Origin of the sequence: Microcystis sp. (assembly GCF_048564745.1) — a bacterium.
GTDB lineage: Bacteria > Cyanobacteriota > Cyanobacteriia > Cyanobacteriales > Microcystaceae > Microcystis > Microcystis ichthyoblabe_A.
The window spans coordinates 23,183-39,538 of the sequence record NZ_JBLZRT010000032.1 but is presented as its reverse complement, the minus strand read 5'-3'; the positions used below and the strand labels follow the sequence as shown (position 1 = coordinate 39,538).

Here is a 16,356-nt window from a genome sequence, read left to right as displayed (position 1 = left end):
ATGAATGAAAGTTATCTCTATGTTATTGTTGCCCTCTTGCCTTTAACTGCGGCGATGGTGATGTTACAATCTAATCCCTATCAAGCTTTAGTAATTCGCGGGGTTTTAGGGGCAATAGCAGCCTTAGTTTATGCTTTATTAGGGGCGGCAGATGTATCTTTAACCGAGGCTTTGATGGGAACCATGTTAGCCGTAACTCTCTACGCGGTGGCGATTCGTTCTTCTTTAGTGATGCGTTTAGGAGTAATTGCCGAGGAAACCGATACAGTTTTAGAACAGTTAAAAACTCAACTACAAACGGTTTTAAGTAAGCGTTTTATGCGTTTAGAATTAGTTGCCTACAGTGATAAACAAGCTTTGCAACAGGCACTTAGGGATAAAGATATTCATGCCGTCTGTATCCGTCAAGACAATCCAGAAACCATCCCCTACGAAACCACAATTAGATTACCCTATCTCTACGATATTTTTAAAAATGAATTAACGGCAGCCAACACGATTTTAACTTGTATTGAAACCCCAAAATTAGAGGAGAAACACTAATGAAATGGATTTACACTCTAGCCGCCATTGCCTTCGCTGTCAAAATGGTAATTATTCCCAATACTGCTTCCTCTATATTATCCCTAGACATTGTTGAATCCCTGGTGCGCGACGGCGGTGTTCCTAATGCGGTTTCGGTGGTTATTTTTCGTAATCGTCTCTACGATACCATCTATGAAGTGATTGTTTTTACCATTGCCATTATGGGGGCGAATTTTCTTTTAGCCACAGAAAAACCCGCCAGTAAAATCCATCAATTTACCGACCAACCTTCAATTATTTTAGCCCGTTTAGGGGCAACAATTGCCGCTTTAGTGGGCATTGAATTAGCTATCCGCGGACATTTAAGTCCGGGGGGAGGTTTTGCCGCCGGAGTCGCTGGAGGTACGGCAATTGGTTTAATAGCCATTACCTCGTCTCCCGAATGGATGCAAGCAATTTATCGCCGTTGGCAAGCGGCAACATGGGAGAAAATTTCCGTCTTAGTTTTTATTGTTTTAGCCGCCATTACTCTCTCAGGATTTGAGTTACCCCACGGGGAATTAGGTGCGCTATTTAGTGGCGGTATTTTGCCGATACTAAACATTTTAGTCGCCGTTAAAGTAGCTTTAGGTTCCTGGGCAGTAATCCTCGTTTTTATCCGCTATCGCGGTTTATTGTGAGAGGTTAATATGGTCATTTCAATTAATACTAAATCCAGTTATTAAAAAGTGATTATTTATTTTCCGTTTTGCATGAGTGCCTCTCCTGATAAGTAGCCTGTACTCAACGGATTTAGTATAAGATTGATACTATCAACGGGCAGGGTAAGCGCATCTTAACAATCCTTGACAAAATGAACTTTATGTGAGTTGCTTACCCAGAGGACGATTCAAGCATATTTGAGTCGAATTTACCATCTCAATTGTTAAGCAAAAATAGACCAAATGGGTCGATTTCCTAACTATTCTAATTGACTGGTATCATTTGAAATGCCTACGCAGTAAGCGGATCACAAAATTGGCCAATTGTCAATAGCGTTTGAGATGCTCTCACCCTGCCCGCTTCCCCACTTCATAATTCATAATTAATAATTCTCTCTCCCCACTCCCCCACTTCCCCACTTCCCTCTCCCTAACCCCCAATAGCATAAATTAAGTTTTGTATCAATAATTTGCTAATTTTGCTGTTATATGCTATACAGTTACGCATCAAAACAGGATAGAAAAACGAGATTTTCTTAATTACCAGACATTTTCTCAAATTTTATGGCAACTCTCCCAGAGTCAAATTATCCTGAAAGAAATCCTCTCCTAGAAAATCCGACAAGACTCAGAGAAATTGTAGCCATTAATGCTTTTATCCTTGTATTAGGACTTCGATAATGAAAGAATTGGAGCGATACTATAAAGTTTTAGGGTTAGATCATGGGGCATCTCTCGATGAGATCAATCAAGCCTACAAAGATTTGGTGTTTATTTGGCATCCCGATCGCATTCCCAAAGATAATCAGCGTCTTTTGGAAAAAGCCACCGCTAAACTGCAAGAAATTAACCACGCTAGGGAACAATTGCGGCAAATTCATCAAAATTCTCCTAAACGCTCCAATTCCCCCCCTAAAACTGAAAAACAGCCCGCCCACGCCTATAAAACTGCGTCCCCCTATCAGCCTCACCCTAGCCAACCCAGCCAAAATTCCCAAACCCATAGTCAACAAACCCACAGTCAACAAACCCACAGTCAACACAGCCACTCCCAGAATAACCATCAGGTCCACAATCATGCCGCCTGGCGCCCTCACTATCGGGATTTAAACGGAGCCGATTTACAGGGAGCCAACCTGAAGGAAAAAGATTTCTCTAGTCGCAGTCTCATCGGGGCAGATTTAAGCCATGCCGACTTAAGCGATAGCTTCCTGCACAAAGTTAACCTAGAAAAGGCTAATCTGTACAAAGCTAATCTTTTTCGCGCCAATCTCCTCGAAGCTAACCTTAAAGGCGCAAATTTACAGGAAGCCAATCTCATCGGGGCAGATTTAAGCGGGGCGGATCTGTCGGCGGCGGATTTACGCGGGGCAAAAATTGGCTTTGGTAAGCGTATTATGGTGAAATTAACTGGAGCAATTTTAACAGGAACAATTCTCCCCGATGGTTCGATTCATCAATGAATAACCTCTTGCTAATTTTGATTTTTCTTTAATAGGAACTATCACCGGATGGGCATTTATTACACAATCGCTGCTGTTTTCCTAGGAATGCAATTAGCTGCAGAAGAGAATTTATCAGCGGCGAATCCTGATTTTTTACGTCTGCAAAAAGCTCTAGAAAAACACAATTTTATCGTCAAACTTGCCCCGCCACCAGTGCGAGGAGCCTATGGTTTATTTGATAGTAAAACTAGAATTATTTGGATTCATCCCCTAGTTTTTGACTTAGGTATTGCCCGACCAACATTAATTCATGAAGCTGTCCATGCCGCTCAACTTTGTCATGGAGGCAAAACAGTTAAAGCGCTTAATTTAGGCATAGAACCCCCAGCAATGACCAGAAGATTTTTTATGAATTATGAGGGTTTTAGCCGACAAATTGAAGCGGAAGCCTATACTGTTCAAGTTCAGCCCGATGGTCTAGATTTAGTGATTTCTTTACTGCAAAAATATTGTCCTTAGAAAACCTGTCCATAAATCTACCAATCCCGTTCTAATTCTTCGGCTACACGACGATAATCGGCGCTGGCTTCTTGGGCGTTTTTACCGCGCCAATTGGTAATAGCTACCCCGTCTAAAACGGCTTTTTCGTGAGCCTTATAATTTCTGACAAAAGCATGACAGGCGGGAATACCTAATTCTAATAAAGTATTTTGTGCTTCCAAAGTTTCCTTAAGACTACGAGAATCCACTTTTGTTAACAAAACCCGATAGGCAATTCCTAGGGGTTTAACTGCCGTGCGTACCGTGTCAATTAAAGCCATTAAATCCATCGGTGCGGGAGGAGTCGGTAAAATTAAATAATCTGATTCTGCTATTACTGCCGTAAGTAATTCGGAACGCAAAGCTGGTGGTGTGTCAATCACGATCAGATCATACTCGATAATTTGACGCAATTCTCCTAATTTCTCTGTATTAATTTGCTTGGCTAAATCAAATACCATACCCGCTTGATTTCTTTCTACCCACCAAGTGGAGGAACCCTGCGGATCCGCATCCACCAGCAAAACACGCTGATTCTGTCCCCAAATTGCCGCTAAATTAACCGCAGTGGTGGTTTTACCCACACCACCTTTACCGTTGACAACAGCGAGAATTTTTGGGCTATTAGGCTTTAATTGCGAGGTCATTTTCAGTTATCAGTTATTAGTTATCAGTTAAGTAAGTAGGCGTTAAAAGTTATCAGATGCCCCTCTTATTAAGGGGGGATCCCCCCGCCTACCGGCACCCCCCTTATCAAGGGGGGCAGGGGGGATCGAACCTAAAATCTATCTTCAATTTAATTATAACCAGCTACTTATCAGTTATCAGTTATCAGTTACCAGTTATCAGATTTGAGTTTTAAGTTCACTGATTACTGTTTACTGGACGGCTACGCCGTGCCTTTGGCAACACTGAAAAAAAGCTCCCCACTGATTACTGATTACTGTTTACTGATCACTGAATATAACTAACCAGAAAGTTTTTGATCTAAGATTTGGCTAGTTAATTTAGGATCGGCTTTACCGCCGCTTTTTTTCATGACTTGACCGACAAAAAATCCCTTAAGATTGGTTTTACCAGCACGGAATTTTTCTAACTCACTTGGATGGGCGGCGATAATGTCCTCGATCAGTTTTTCGATCGCAGAACTGTCAGAAATTTGTATTAATCCTTTCTTTTCCACCAGCGCTTTGGGTGAACCGCCCTGGGTGAGAAGTTCGGGTAAAATTTCCTTAGCAATTTTGCCACTAATTGTTCCGGTTTCAATCAGTTTAACTAATTCAGCTAAGTCTGACGCTTGCAGGGCGATTTCTGTGATCGTCAGCTTATTATTATTCAAATAAGCGGCGATATCTTGACTGATCCAGTTAGCAACTAATTTCGCATTTGCCCCCGCAATTACGGCAGTTTCAAAATATTCGGCCACGGTGCGATCATCGGTTAAAACCCTGGCATCGTAGGCGGAAAGACCAAATTCTTCTTCATAACGACGACGTTTACGAGCGGGTAATTCCGGTAATTCTTCCGCCCAAGCTTTTAACTGTTCGGGGGAGACTTCTAGGGGGGGTAAATCCGGTTCGGGAAAATAGCGATAATCGCTAGAACCTTCTTTTTTCCGCATACTAATCGTCCGTTGAGTAGCTTCTTCCCAAAGACGGGTTTCCTGTACGATCAATTCCCCATTTTTGATCGCTTCAATTTGTCGATCGATCTCGTATTCTATGGCTTTTTGGATAGCACTAAAGGAGTTCATATTTTTAATTTCTACCTTAGTCCCGAACTTTTCAGTGCCTTTTTTGCGAACGGAAATATTGACATCGCAGCGCAGGGAACCTTCCTGCATATTACCGTCACTGATGCCTAGATAACGCACTAAACGCCTTAATTCTTGGGCATATTCCGCCGCTTCGGCCCCAGTGCGTAAATCCGGTTCCGAGACTATCTCCAATAATGGTACACCTGTACGATTAAAATCCACGAGGGAATGGGTGGAACCGGAGAGACGTTCGCTGCCAGCATGAACCAGTTTTCCCGCGTCTTCTTCCATGTGCAGACGGGTAATGCCGATAATTTTGCGGCTAACTTCCTTAGTTTTTTTATCGACGATCTCGATTTCTAGTTGACCCTGTTCGACAATAGGGAGATCATACTGGGAAATTTGATAATTTTTCGGCAGGTCGGGATAAAAATACTGTTTGCGATCAAATTTGCTATGAGGTGTAATTTTACCATCGATAGCTAATCCCAGTTTAACGGCACTGGCCAGGACTTCTTGGTTAAGGACGGGTAATACCCCCGGATAACCCAAACAGATGGGACAGACGTTAGTATTGGGGGGACTATCGAAGTTGGTGGGACAGGAACAAAATATCTTGCTTCTGGTGTTCAGTTGACAGTGGGTTTCTAAACCGATAATTGCTTCGTATTCAGTGGCAGACATATTTTCTCGCTCTCGCCGACACAGGAATGATCTGTTTAATCATTATAGTCGCGATTCTGGAGCATTCCCTCCCTTCATAAAACTTAATAATGTAGTTACTAATCACTTTAGTCACCTTTAATATAGCCCAAAAAAGATAATTTATTCAACCAATGTCCGCCATTATTTTTAATTTGATCAAAGGCATAAGATTAAAGAAGCTTATCGATAATTTTTCACCGATAAACCTAGCCTTTCTAGTATCGACCACCGACCACCGACTCCCGAAAACGAAAACTTCCCAACTCACCATGAAGATAACCGACATAAATCGTAGCAAAAATTAACTTCTAGAGACGAGATATTTGCTTAGTATAGAAACAGAGAGATTATACCTAAGAACTGACCCCATAACCGCCCAAAAGCAATATAAGCGGCGAAAGTGATCATTTTCTAGGCGAGTAATTGACGATTTTTACTTTTTACTCAATTTTATGTCTTTAACTCTCTCAGAACAACTCAAACGAGAACAATTATCCTACCCTCAAACTCTCCTCCATCATCTGCAAAAGTTACGGCATTTTGTGACAGTAGAAGGAGAGGAGAAATTGCAGCAGTGGAAAAACCTGATTGAAAAGGAGAATTTTCAACCTAGCACCCGTAATTTAGCCTATTATCTCGCCCTGAGACAAGAAGATATCCGGGATTTACAATTAGCTTTAATGCCCTGGGGATTATCTTCCCTAGGTCGGATTGAATCGAAAGTTTTACCGACCCTCGATGCCGTAATTGCCACTTTAGGGGCGGTTTGTCATCAAGAAGCCTCATTATTGCCAAAACATCCGCCTTTAGAGGCATTTTTTCAAGGCGATCAACTTTTAGCCTCCCATAGCGCCGAAGTTTTCGGTCTGCCTTCCCCCCGGCGTCGGGTGCGAATTATGGTGACAATGCCGACGGAGGCGGCAACTGACCCCGATTTTATCGCTCAATTACTGCGTTGCGGGATGGACTGTATTCGCATTAATTGCGCCCATGATGGCCCGAAAGAGTGGCAGGGAATGATCGAAAATCTGCGCGAGGCGGTCAAAAATCCCGAAAATTTAATCAATGGACATACCTGTAAAGTTTATATGGACTTAGCTGGGCCAAAAATCCGTTTAGAAGAGATTTTAGCCCCCCAGTCCCAAACCAGACTATATCAAGGGGATTTTCTCCTCTTAACCACCCAACCGCCCCATACTGCCCATCCTCAGTATTTTCAGGCTAATTGTTCCCAACCGGAAATTATTCCCCAAATTCCCGTCGGGGCGAAAGTTTGGATTGATGATGGTCATATCGGGGCTGAAGTTATTGCCATAATGCCGGAAGGTCTTTTACTAAAAATTACCCACGCCAGAGAGAAAGGGGAAAAACTGAAAGCAGATAAGGGCCTAAATTTCCCCGATACCGTCTTAAATATCGATCCTTTGACCGCAAAAGACCGGCAAGATTTAGATTTTATTGCCGAAAATGCCGATATTATCGGTTACTCTTTTGTACAAAAAGCCAGCGATATCGAGACACTACAGCTAGAGTTACAAAGTCGTTTGGGGGATGCTTGGCGACAAAAAGCAATCGTGGCCAAAATAGAAACACCTTTAGCCGTAAAAAATCTACCGGAATTAATCATTCATGCCGCCGGTAAACAACCTTTTGGGGTGATGATTGCCCGGGGTGATTTGGCCGTAGAAATTGGCTATCAAAGACTCGCAGAAATTCAAGAGGAAATTCTCTGGTTATGCGAAGCGGCCCATATTCCGGTAATTTGGGCTACCCAAGTCCTAGAAAATCTGGTCAAGAAAAGTATTCCCTCCCGGGCCGAGATTACCGATGCCGCTATGGCCGAAAGGGCCGAATGTGTCATGCTGAATAAGGGGGAATATATCCGAGAAGCGGTGGCAATTCTCGATGATGTTTTACAAAGAATGCAGAGCCACCAAGCTAAAAAAACGCCCCAATTACGCGCTCTCCATTCTTGGGTTTAGGCAGTTTCAGTTATCAGTTATCAGTTATCAGTTATCAGTTGAGTAGGTAGGCGTTAAAAATTATCAGATGCCCCCCTTATTAAGGGGGGATTAAGGGGGGATCGAACCTAAAATCTATTTTTAATTTAATTATAACCAGCTACTTATCAGTTTTCAGTTATCAATTATCAGTTATTAGTTTTCAGATTTGAGTTATTAGTTCACTGTTTACTGATCACTGTTTACTGATCACTGAAAAAACTTCCCACTCCCCCACACCTTTTCAACAGGATTGAGAATCAGAGGCAAATTAACGCATATTATTGACCGCACCACTAACCAAACCAGCGCTAACATAGCGACCATAACCATCAAGACGGTTTTGTTGAGCGATTCGGGAGGGATTATTGACGAGATCGGCAACTCCCACACCCATCATCACCACGGAGATAACTGCGATTAAGTAGTTACGGACAAAAGTTGGATTTTGGTGGCTGACTAACATGGTTGTTACCTCTCTTTCCTGTCGATAACCTTAGAATACGAGAGGGTTTGGGGTGATGTCAGTCCCATAATTCCGGGTGACAGAAGTGGAAAAAAGTGGAATCCACAGACAAGCTATGATTTTTTGTCGATTAGAATCGGTAAATAGGGAATCGGGAACAGGAAAAGGGCAATATTCGTCATTAATCTGGTTAAATAATCAGTAAATTGCCTAAAAACTGACATATTCTCCAGAATATGACCCTAGAAACAGCGATTATGACCATAAAATTTTTCTGGCCTTTAGTTTTAGGATTATCTATTGTTATTATTGACAATGGGCAATATTTGAGAGCAGAAACGGTAACTTTGAGCGCCAGTCAACGGCAACAACTGCGATCGCTAGATGCTAAGATTATTTTACCTAACTATATCCCCCCCGGATTTCGGGCCAGCGAGATTAAAATCCTCGCAGAAGAGGGGAAAGGATACGCAGTCCTCTTTGAAAATGCCGAGAATAGCTGTTTTTTGGTGGAAGGAATCGAAAACGCCAGGGGCGATGATGGTTTAGAATTAGAGGGAACCCTAGCGCTCAATTCCCCACTATTTGGAGAAGGATACTGGCTTAATTATGGTACACCCAAAGACTCGGAATTAAGGCAACAATTTCCCGAACCCGATTTGTATTCCGATTGGATGAAAATGGGAGAATATTTTTATCGTCTCAGTGGGGCATTAATTGCCCGGGAGGAGTATGATTATCCTAATTGCCGTCAAGATATTTCCCCATCGGAAGCGGTTAAAATAATCGAATCTTTTGGAGATAACAATTAAATTGAATTTATCTACAGTCATTTCTAATCTACAACAAAAAGGCAAGGAGCGGTTAGCTTGGTCTGATTTTTGCTGGTTAGGATTAGTAATAATTTTGGGACTGGTTATTAGGTTAATACAATTAACGAGCAAACCTCCCTGGACGGATGAATTTGCCACTATGGTTTTTAGTATTGGCAATAATTACCAGATAGTGCCGTTAAATCAAATAATTTCCCTAGACACTTTATTAGCACCTCTCCAGAGCAACCATCAGGCAACTATTGCCGATGTAATTAAATTAGTTATTCAGGAGGACAATCATCCACCTTTATATTTTATTTTCGCCTATCTCTGGAATAAATTATTCTTTGATCGGGGAGAATATGTATCTTTAGAAGGAATGCGATCGCTGGCAGTTTTTTGGGGAGTTATTTCGATTCCTCTAATTTATTTTATCAGTAAATTGGTCTTTAAATCAGGCTCGATCGCTTTTCTGGCGGCGATTTTAATGGCGGTTTCTCCCTATGGGGTTTTTATCTCCCAAGAAGCGCGTCATTATACTTTAGCGGTTGTATTTGTCCTCATATCTTTAGGCTGTTTTCTTAAGGCAAGCAGCAAAATTATCGACCATAAGAGAATATCCCATACTTTGGTTTTTTTCTGGTTAATTGTCAACTGTCTCGGGTTATTAGTTCACTATTTTTTTAGTTTAACTATCCTCGCGGAAGCGATAACTTTATTATTGATTTTATCCAATCAATTCAAACAAAAAAACTTTTGGATAACTAATTGGTGGCGTTTAAGTTTAGTTTTTTTAGGTAACTTGAGCTTTATTATTATTTGGTTTATCACGTTTGTCCCCAAAGATTATGGCAATCAGATGACTGGTTGGATTCAGAGAGACAATGATAGTTTTTTGTCCGTAATTAGCCCCTTTTTTCAATTGCTGGGAACATTAATTACTATGCTTTCCCTGCTCCCCGTTGAATCAGAATCTTTAATAATTATTTTGATTTCTGGGGCAATAATGATCGGGTTTTTTCTCTGGATTATCCCACAATTAAAAACAGCGTGGCTAGACTCCTATAAACCAGAATTAGGCATTCTCTCGGCATTTTTTCTCAGTTCAATTGCTATTTTCTTTGTCATCACTTATCTGCTTTCGATCGATATTACCCGGGGAGCTAGATATAGTTTTGTTTACTTTCCCTCGGTAATTTTAATTCTGGCAATTTTATTAGATAATTGTTGGCAAAGGAAGCAGAAAAGAATAGTAATTATTGTCATTATCATGGCTTTAGTTAGTTCCCTAAGTGTGACTTTTAATTTAGGCTATCGTAAGTATTATCGCCCAGATAAATTAGTTACCACCATCGAAAATAATAGCCGTTATCCGTTAGTAATTGCCACTAGCTATAGGAGTTTGGTGCAGGTGGGAGAAATGATGGGAATTGCTTGGGAATTTAACCAAAGATTTCCCGATAAAAACCCTAAGTTTATCTTAGTTAACCCAGAACAAAAGCCAAATTTTAATCTGTCATCTTCTCTTCCTTTTGAATTATGGTTAATTAATTTCCATTCTTCAATAGATTTATCGGACTGTCAACCTTCAGAGTTATCCTCCAATTATGTAACAGGTTATGAATATCAAAAGTTTCTCTGTGGGCGATCAATGGATTATAATAGTAAAGTTAAGTAGGGCTATTAACTATGATTATTTGGGTAAATGAACAGATTGACCCCTGCGGTTTAGTACAAGCTTGTATTGCCTGTCAAGATGAACAAGCAGCAAAAGATTGTCATCAAAGTTGGTTAACCAATCTTACGGACGAACAAAAACAAGCGGGATGGGTGGCAGTTTTAAGAACCGTAGAATCCTGGGATGATGTACCAGTAAATGCTCTGAAGTTAAGTTATTAACTAGGGTTTGCGGCAAAAAGTTTTGCGTGGGTGTGGGGTGTTTTTAAAGTTGAATAGGGAGTTAATCCCACTATTAACAACGTCAATCGATGACAAAATTTTGGCTGCCAGAGCTTTGAGAGCAAAAACAGGCGAAAAGACAGAAGAGAAAGGAGATATCTGGCTAAAATAACGTCAGTTCGGGTTAGGCAGATTTTACCATGACTTTCAGGAAAGAATAGGACTGACTGGCTAAGGTAAAATTAGGGTTTCGGCTTATCTTGAACTGAGGTTAAAATAAAAAATATTTCAGTTATCAATTTTTCATGAATATCAGACAAGAAATCACTTTATTGATGATGTGCATGGCATTTTCGAGTACATTTTTCGGTGAGGTTTTCGCTGCTCCACGTCTTGACTGGCACAGTGCCGATTTTGAAGGTCTGCGAGTAATTGCCGAGTCAGCTTGGAAGACCGAATACGAAGCAAAGAAACGCGGGGAAGAACTACACTTCAAATATGGATTTCAAAATCTGGGTATTCTTTGGATTCCTTACTATAGTAATCTATCGGGAAAATCGCTCTATCAAACAATTATCGTTCCAGAGGGCAATTGTGATCGATTTTTACAAGAGAATATTCGACGAATCAATCGCGATGCCTACTGCTTTACACCCAGTAATCGTGGTTTAGCCCCCAACCGTCGAGGTGGTCGGATTTTCTAATTTTATATCTCCCTGGCTGTGGTAATTCTCAACTCAATTTTAGAGTGAGCAAGAAGGCTAAAGCCTAAAATAAAAAAGAGGGCAGGTTTTACCCCACCCTTTGATCCTACTTTAAACGAATCACTAATCTGCGATCGGGTTCCACGCCGCGACTTTCCGTGGTTAAATCGTTTTCTTCCTGAAAAAAGGCATGAATTTGGCGACGTTCCGCCGAAGATAGGGCTTTTAATTCTATTTCCTGCCCTGTTTGCCGCACTTGCGTCGCCGCTTGATTCACCCAGTCGAAGAGTTCTGACTGTCTTTGTTGACGATAGCCGTTGATTTCGACAATATAGAACTGATGTTCTGCTGACTCGACACCAATATTTAGAATCGTATTAGCTAGGGATTGAATCGCATCTAGTCCCTCACCCTTGTTAGCGAGGAGGAGTTCCACTTGTTGGGGACTCAATTGACTGCTATCAATAATCAACCAACAGGAGGAAGGTCCAGTTCCCAATTCCTGCACACCAATCTGGACATCTGCGGGCATGGCCATCAACTTTAGCAGTTTTTCCAGCCATTGTTTAGCTTTCTCGCTATTTTGCTCCCATATACTCATTACGATGTTTTTTCCTTTTTCTTGCTAGAACGTTTTTCAAAGGGGAGAGCATCGCGGGATTTTTCCGTTTTTTCCTGTTCCGCTACCAATTTTTGCAGGTTTTCCGGTAACGGTTCCCGCATCAAAATCACCGTTTGAATAGTTTGGAAGATGTTCGCAGTTAAGATATACATCAATACCCCCGCCGGTAAGGGGAAAAACAGGAACATCATACTAAAAATTATCGGGGTGATTTTATTCACCGTTTGCTGTTGTTGGGCTGCTCCCCCCGAAGGCGCACCGGCGCCGGATAACTCTTGGTTAACATAGATACTAATGCCGAAAGCGATCACCATCGCCAAGATATCCCAGTGAATTTCACCATTCGCACCGGTTGCCCCAATTCTTCCCAGGGCCTCAATAAAGAGAAAACCCGTATTAGCGGCAATCCCCGGCACGATAACTTTAATACTGGCATCTCCGGGGGCTAAAGCGACGATGGAACCGTCTTCATTAACTTGCACCAGTTCTTGACCTTTAACCACCTCGTAGGTGGGTTTTAGGTTATTTTCGGGTGCTTCCGTGGCTAATTGGCTTAAAGACTTGCCCTGGTCGTTTTGCAGGTCGATTTTTACCTGTTCTCCCGGGGCGATTTTATTGCCTTGGGGTAAAAAAGCGGTGATGGGATAGTGGAGAGACTCGTCAATATAGACGTTTTGGGGTTTGGTGCCATAGGGTTGGCGCTGGACGAGGGCGATTTGTTCGCTTGGCAGCACTTGTAAATCGACGGTATAGTTAATATCCGAGAAAGGGGAACCCCGCAGCGTCGCAAATAAAGCCAAAAGAATCGGCATTTGTAATAACAGGGGTAAACAACCGGCTAGGGGATTGCCCAACTCCTGCATTAATTTGCCCATTTCCTCCTGTTGTTTTTGCGGGTCATTTTTGTAGCGTTGTTGAATTTCTGCCTGTCTTTCCTTCATCAAGGGTTGAGTGATTCGCATTTTTCTCATATTGCGAATCTGGCCGGCACTGAGGGGAAAGACGGCAAATCTCACCACTAGCGTTAAAGCAATGATGGCGAAACCGTAACTATGCACAATCCGAAAGAAAAAATCTAGGATTGGCAACATGATATTTGTGGAAATAAATCCGACTCCAAAATCCATGGGTTTAATCTATGCCTTCTCGTTTAATGGGGGTTCACTTTGACAAATCTAATTTATCGAATCGCGGCGATCGATTATTTTGTTTTATTGACTGATGATCGATTCTAGGGGACGACCGGTTTTATCGGCGACTCTTTCGGCAATATAGTCATGAATTTCCCGGAATTTCGGCATCGCGCGCATTTCTAAACGACTTCTATCCTTGAGAGTTACGACAATATCCCCCCAAACACCAATTCCTCTCGGCATTTTTGCCACTTTTGCCACTTCTGAATAGATAATATCCGTGCGATCGCGTCCCATCCAACCCCCGGTGATCGAAATCCGCCGATCGGTTATCTTATATCTTAACCAGATTGCCCGTACCACTGCCCCAACGGTTAAAGGCAAACAAATCACCGTAAATCCTAGCAGGATATTGATGATTAGGTCGCCGATGTGCGGACCGCCTTCATAAAAAGTTTCTTCTTTAATGCCCATGAATTATATTCGCCTTCACTAACAACTGCTTTAATTCTCGCAAAAAATGTTCATAATTGCACTCGATCGCCCCTGGACGGATAATGATTATCCCTCGCCATCCTGCCGCTATTTCTGGCAATAACTGCCGAATTACCGCTCGTATTTGCCTTTTTAGTCGATTACGAACCACCGCTTTTTTACTAACTTTCTTGCTAATCGAGATACCAAAACGACTGGGGCCGGGGGCATCTGGGCAAGAATCCTCTAAACTAATTAAGGTTAAGTGGGAACCGTGATAACGCCTCCCTTTTCCATAGACAGCTTGAAAATCCTGTCGATGTTTTAAGCGATGAACTTGGGGTAGTCCCACGAAAATTAGTCGGTTCCCAGAATAACCTAAACACTTAAACGATAGCGCCCTCTTTTCCGACGAGCTTTAATTACTTTACGTCCGTTGACGCTACGCATTCTCGCTCTAAATCCGGAAGTGCGCTTCTGTTTGCGCGTGGTTCCTTCTAAAGTACGTTTACTCACTGGTGATTTTTCTCCTTAAGATAGAGTTACTCTATAGATATAAAGACACAATTTTTAATTATAACAAAATTACTAGGAATTTGGAAGCCCATGGTCAAGCTCCGTTTTGGTCGAGATATATGTAATTGTCTCCCGGTGGCTGAAAAGCGGGAATGGTTAGTCACTAATGGTATTGGGGGTTTTGCTGCGGGAACTGTGGCCGGATTGCTAACTCGCTGTTATCATGGCCTGTTGATCGCTGCTTTGGCTCCACCGACGAAAAGAACGCTTCTTGTGACTAAAATCGATGAATCGGTACAATATAACCAGAAAATTTATCATCTGGCCAGCAATCGCTGGTTAGGTGCTACGATCGAACCGCAAGGCTATATTAATATCGAAAGTTTTCATCTGGAAGGCACAATTCCCGTCTGGACTTTTACCTGTGGGGATGCCTTACTAGAAAAGCGCATTTGGATGGAACAGGGAGAAAATACCACCTATACTCACTATACCTACCGTCGTGGCAATTCTCCCCTAACTCTCAATCTGACTGCTTTTGTCAATTATCGTGATTTTCACGGCAATACCCAGGGTTTTAACTGGCAAATGGATATTATTCCTCTGGAAAAAGGAGTAAGAGTGATTGCCTATGACCATGCTGTACCTTTTTATCTATTAATCAGTCAAGGAGAGGTTTTTCCCGCTCATATCTGGTATTATCGCTTTGATTTGGCCGTGGAACGTTATCGTGGTTTAATCGATCGGGAAAATCATCTCCATGGGGCTAGTTTTTCGGCTACTCTTAAAGTGGGAGAATCGGTGACAATTGCCGCTAGTACCCGTCCCGATCCGAATTTAAACGGTCAATCTTCTCTAGAGTCTCGCTATCGCTACGAGAGTAGTCTGATTAATCCCCAGCAGCCGCCATGGATTCAACAACTTACCCTCGCTGCCGACCCGTTTATCGTTAGTCGTCCTCTCCCCGATGAACCAGAGGGCAAAACGATAATCGCGGGTTATCCTTGGTTTGGTGATTGGGGTCGCGATACGATGATCTCCCTAAGAGGATTAACTTTGACTACAGGCAGACCTGCGATCGCGCGTCAGATTTTACTAACTTTTTCCCGTTATCTAGACCGGGGTTTATTGCCGAATTTGCTACCCGATGGCGGAGAAATACCCGAATATAACGCTGTCGATGCTATTCTTTGGTATTTTGAAGCCATTCGTTCCTATTTTAACCAAAGCCAAGATTTTGAGTTTCTCAGAACTATTTATCCCGCTTTAAAGGAAGTGATCGCTTGGTTTCGTTGCGGTACTCGCTACAATATTCACCTAGATGATGATGGTTTGATCTATGCCGGCGAAACGGGAGTACAGTTAACTTGGATGGATGCCAAAGTTGATGATCGGGTGATTACTCCCCGCATCGGCAAACCCGTAGAAATTAATGCCCTTTGGTTCAATGCCCTAAAAATTATGGTTCAATTTGCCCAGTATTTGAGCATGGATGCCACTGATTACGAAAAAATGAGAAAAATGACCTTACAAGGGTTTTCTCGCTTTTGGGACGATTCTCTGGGGTATTGTTATGATGTTTTAGATACGGACAAGGGTAATGATGCCAGTTTACGACCGAATCAACTTTTTGCCGTGTCTTTGTCGGTGGAGGAGTTATTAAATTCCCCACAGAAAAAGGCCATTGTCGATATTTGTGCTTTAAAATTGTTGACTTCTCGCGGTTTGCGATCGCTAGATGTGGATCATCCTGATTACCGTGGCGTTTACAGTGGCGATCGCTTAAAAAGAGATAGTGCCTACCATCAGGGGACAGTCTGGGGATGGTTATTAGGGGCATTTATCGAAGCCCATCTAAAAGTCTATCGCGATCCCATCCTAGCCGAGAGTTTTTTAACACCGATGATTGACCATCTTCGGGATAGCTGTATCGGTAATTTAAGTGAAATTTTCGATGGTAATGCTCCTTTTACCCCTAGGGGAGCTTTTGCCCAAGCATGGACGGTGGCAGAGGTATTAAGGGTTTGGCAAGTGATCCGAGAATTTTCGCCATAA

At 42.2% G+C, this 16,356-nt stretch carries 18 protein-coding genes; 10 read left to right on the top strand and 8 right to left on the bottom strand.

The features are described from left to right. The 4 genes from ACOCD9_RS05325 (at window position 1) to ACOCD9_RS05310 (ending at window position 3,190) form a co-directional block, all read left to right on the top strand. Window positions 1–543 (top strand): DUF4040 domain-containing protein, encoded by a 543-nt coding sequence (locus ACOCD9_RS05325; RefSeq protein ID WP_002783132.1) that lies wholly within the window; start codon window positions 1–3, stop codon window positions 541–543. Beyond that, window positions 543–1,205, top strand: a complete 663-nt coding sequence (locus tag ACOCD9_RS05320; protein ID WP_287700233.1) for a Na(+)/H(+) antiporter subunit B — start codon at window positions 543–545, stop codon at window positions 1,203–1,205. The genes ACOCD9_RS05325 and ACOCD9_RS05320 overlap by 1 nt, the downstream gene beginning before the upstream one ends. A 701-nt stretch (window positions 1,206–1,906) precedes the next feature. Then, a complete protein-coding gene (locus ACOCD9_RS05315; RefSeq protein ID WP_194017704.1) occupies window positions 1,907–2,689 on the top strand; it encodes a pentapeptide repeat-containing protein in 783 nt (260 codons plus the stop codon). 48 nt (window positions 2,690–2,737) lie between these two features. Then, the gene (locus ACOCD9_RS05310) at window positions 2,738–3,190 is read left to right on the top strand and encodes a hypothetical protein (protein WP_287700232.1); all 453 of its coding nucleotides are present in this window, start codon (window positions 2,738–2,740) and stop codon (window positions 3,188–3,190) included. A gap of 17 nt (window positions 3,191–3,207) precedes the next feature. Here the strand turns inward: ACOCD9_RS05310 and ACOCD9_RS05305 are convergent, their stop codons facing one another. After that, a complete protein-coding gene (locus ACOCD9_RS05305) occupies window positions 3,208–3,858 on the bottom strand; it encodes a ParA family protein (RefSeq protein WP_002745320.1) in 651 nt (216 codons plus the stop codon). Between the two features lie 320 nt (window positions 3,859–4,178). Next, the gene (gene gatB, locus ACOCD9_RS05300; protein WP_419546647.1) at window positions 4,179–5,651 is read right to left on the bottom strand and encodes an Asp-tRNA(Asn)/Glu-tRNA(Gln) amidotransferase subunit GatB; all 1,473 of its coding nucleotides are present in this window, start codon (window positions 5,649–5,651) and stop codon (window positions 4,179–4,181) included. 473 nt (window positions 5,652–6,124) lie between these two features. On the opposite strand from gatB, the gene ACOCD9_RS05295 reads away from it, so the two are divergent. Continuing rightward, window positions 6,125–7,654, top strand: coding sequence for a pyruvate kinase (locus tag ACOCD9_RS05295; RefSeq protein ID WP_287700230.1), 1,530 nt, complete (start codon window positions 6,125–6,127; stop codon window positions 7,652–7,654). Window positions 7,655–7,943: 289 nt separating this feature from the next. On the opposite strand, the gene ACOCD9_RS05290 is transcribed toward ACOCD9_RS05295, so the two are convergent. Beyond that, complete coding sequence (locus ACOCD9_RS05290) at window positions 7,944–8,138, bottom strand: hypothetical protein (protein ID WP_002738625.1); 195 nt, start codon at window positions 8,136–8,138, stop codon at window positions 7,944–7,946. Window positions 8,139–8,374: 236 nt separating this feature from the next. Between ACOCD9_RS05290 and ACOCD9_RS05285 the strand changes: the two genes are divergently transcribed. The 4 genes from ACOCD9_RS05285 to ACOCD9_RS05270 all read left to right on the top strand — a co-directional run bounded on the left by ACOCD9_RS05285 (window position 8,375) and on the right by ACOCD9_RS05270 (window position 11,556). Continuing rightward, window positions 8,375–8,950 (top strand): hypothetical protein, encoded by a 576-nt coding sequence (locus ACOCD9_RS05285; RefSeq protein ID WP_002738922.1) that lies wholly within the window; start codon window positions 8,375–8,377, stop codon window positions 8,948–8,950. Between the two features lies 1 nt (window position 8,951). Continuing rightward, entirely contained in the window at window positions 8,952–10,631 is a 1,680-nt protein-coding gene (locus ACOCD9_RS05280) for a glycosyltransferase family 39 protein (protein ID WP_419546644.1), read from the top strand. 11 nt (window positions 10,632–10,642) lie between these two features. Continuing rightward, window positions 10,643–10,852, top strand: a complete 210-nt coding sequence (locus tag ACOCD9_RS05275; RefSeq protein ID WP_002752080.1) for a hypothetical protein — start codon at window positions 10,643–10,645, stop codon at window positions 10,850–10,852. A gap of 305 nt (window positions 10,853–11,157) precedes the next feature. Further along, on the top strand, window positions 11,158–11,556 hold the full coding sequence (locus ACOCD9_RS05270; RefSeq protein ID WP_002738634.1) for a hypothetical protein: 399 nt from the start codon (window positions 11,158–11,160) through the stop codon (window positions 11,554–11,556). Window positions 11,557–11,662: 106 nt separating this feature from the next. On the opposite strand, the gene ACOCD9_RS05265 is transcribed toward ACOCD9_RS05270, so the two are convergent. The 5 genes from ACOCD9_RS05265 to rpmH form a co-directional block, all read right to left on the bottom strand. Continuing rightward, complete coding sequence (locus tag ACOCD9_RS05265; RefSeq protein ID WP_002742607.1) at window positions 11,663–12,157, bottom strand: protein jag; 495 nt, start codon at window positions 12,155–12,157, stop codon at window positions 11,663–11,665. Further along, window positions 12,157–13,305, bottom strand: a complete 1,149-nt coding sequence (gene yidC / locus ACOCD9_RS05260) for a membrane protein insertase YidC (protein WP_002739053.1) — start codon at window positions 13,303–13,305, stop codon at window positions 12,157–12,159. Before yidC ends, ACOCD9_RS05265 begins: the two co-directional genes overlap by 1 nt. Window positions 13,306–13,389: 84 nt before the next feature. Continuing rightward, entirely contained in the window at window positions 13,390–13,785 is a 396-nt protein-coding gene (locus tag ACOCD9_RS05255; protein WP_002784373.1) for a PH domain-containing protein, read from the bottom strand. Then, window positions 13,775–14,137, bottom strand: coding sequence for a ribonuclease P protein component (gene rnpA, locus ACOCD9_RS05250; protein ID WP_106909552.1), 363 nt, complete (start codon window positions 14,135–14,137; stop codon window positions 13,775–13,777). The genes ACOCD9_RS05255 and rnpA overlap by 11 nt, the downstream gene beginning before the upstream one ends. A 26-nt stretch (window positions 14,138–14,163) precedes the next feature. Continuing rightward, window positions 14,164–14,301, bottom strand: coding sequence for a 50S ribosomal protein L34 (gene rpmH / locus ACOCD9_RS05245; protein WP_002739276.1), 138 nt, complete (start codon window positions 14,299–14,301; stop codon window positions 14,164–14,166). 90 nt (window positions 14,302–14,391) lie between these two features. Between rpmH and ACOCD9_RS05240 the strand changes: the two genes are divergently transcribed. Next, on the top strand, window positions 14,392–16,356 hold the full coding sequence (locus tag ACOCD9_RS05240; RefSeq protein ID WP_419546642.1) for an amylo-alpha-1,6-glucosidase: 1,965 nt from the start codon (window positions 14,392–14,394) through the stop codon (window positions 16,354–16,356).

What these genes read in the sequence shown, in the direction of transcription:
- ACOCD9_RS05305 (WP_002745320.1), bottom strand. Translation starts at nt 3,858, where the DNA reads ATGACCTCGCAATTAAAGCCTAATAGCCCAAAAATTCTCGCTGTTGTC.
- ACOCD9_RS05290 (WP_002738625.1), bottom strand. Translation starts at nt 8,138, where the DNA reads ATGTTAGTCAGCCACCAAAATCCAACTTTTGTCCGTAACTACTTAATC.
- yidC (WP_002739053.1), bottom strand. Translation starts at nt 13,305, where the DNA reads ATGGATTTTGGAGTCGGATTTATTTCCACAAATATCATGTTGCCAATC.
- ACOCD9_RS05255 (WP_002784373.1), bottom strand. Translation starts at nt 13,785, where the DNA reads ATGGGCATTAAAGAAGAAACTTTTTATGAAGGCGGTCCGCACATCGGC.
- ACOCD9_RS05295 (WP_287700230.1), top strand. Translation starts at nt 6,125, where the DNA reads ATGTCTTTAACTCTCTCAGAACAACTCAAACGAGAACAATTATCCTAC.
- ACOCD9_RS05320 (WP_287700233.1), top strand. Translation starts at nt 543, where the DNA reads ATGAAATGGATTTACACTCTAGCCGCCATTGCCTTCGCTGTCAAAATG.
- ACOCD9_RS05265 (WP_002742607.1), bottom strand. Translation starts at nt 12,157, where the DNA reads ATGAGTATATGGGAGCAAAATAGCGAGAAAGCTAAACAATGGCTGGAA.
- ACOCD9_RS05285 (WP_002738922.1), top strand. Translation starts at nt 8,375, where the DNA reads ATGACCCTAGAAACAGCGATTATGACCATAAAATTTTTCTGGCCTTTA.
- ACOCD9_RS05275 (WP_002752080.1), top strand. Translation starts at nt 10,643, where the DNA reads ATGATTATTTGGGTAAATGAACAGATTGACCCCTGCGGTTTAGTACAA.
- ACOCD9_RS05270 (WP_002738634.1), top strand. Translation starts at nt 11,158, where the DNA reads ATGAATATCAGACAAGAAATCACTTTATTGATGATGTGCATGGCATTT.
- gatB (WP_419546647.1), bottom strand. Translation starts at nt 5,651, where the DNA reads ATGTCTGCCACTGAATACGAAGCAATTATCGGTTTAGAAACCCACTGT.
- ACOCD9_RS05315 (WP_194017704.1), top strand. Translation starts at nt 1,907, where the DNA reads ATGAAAGAATTGGAGCGATACTATAAAGTTTTAGGGTTAGATCATGGG.
- ACOCD9_RS05325 (WP_002783132.1), top strand. Translation starts at nt 1, where the DNA reads ATGAATGAAAGTTATCTCTATGTTATTGTTGCCCTCTTGCCTTTAACT.
- ACOCD9_RS05310 (WP_287700232.1), top strand. Translation starts at nt 2,738, where the DNA reads ATGGGCATTTATTACACAATCGCTGCTGTTTTCCTAGGAATGCAATTA.
- ACOCD9_RS05240 (WP_419546642.1), top strand. Translation starts at nt 14,392, where the DNA reads ATGGTCAAGCTCCGTTTTGGTCGAGATATATGTAATTGTCTCCCGGTG.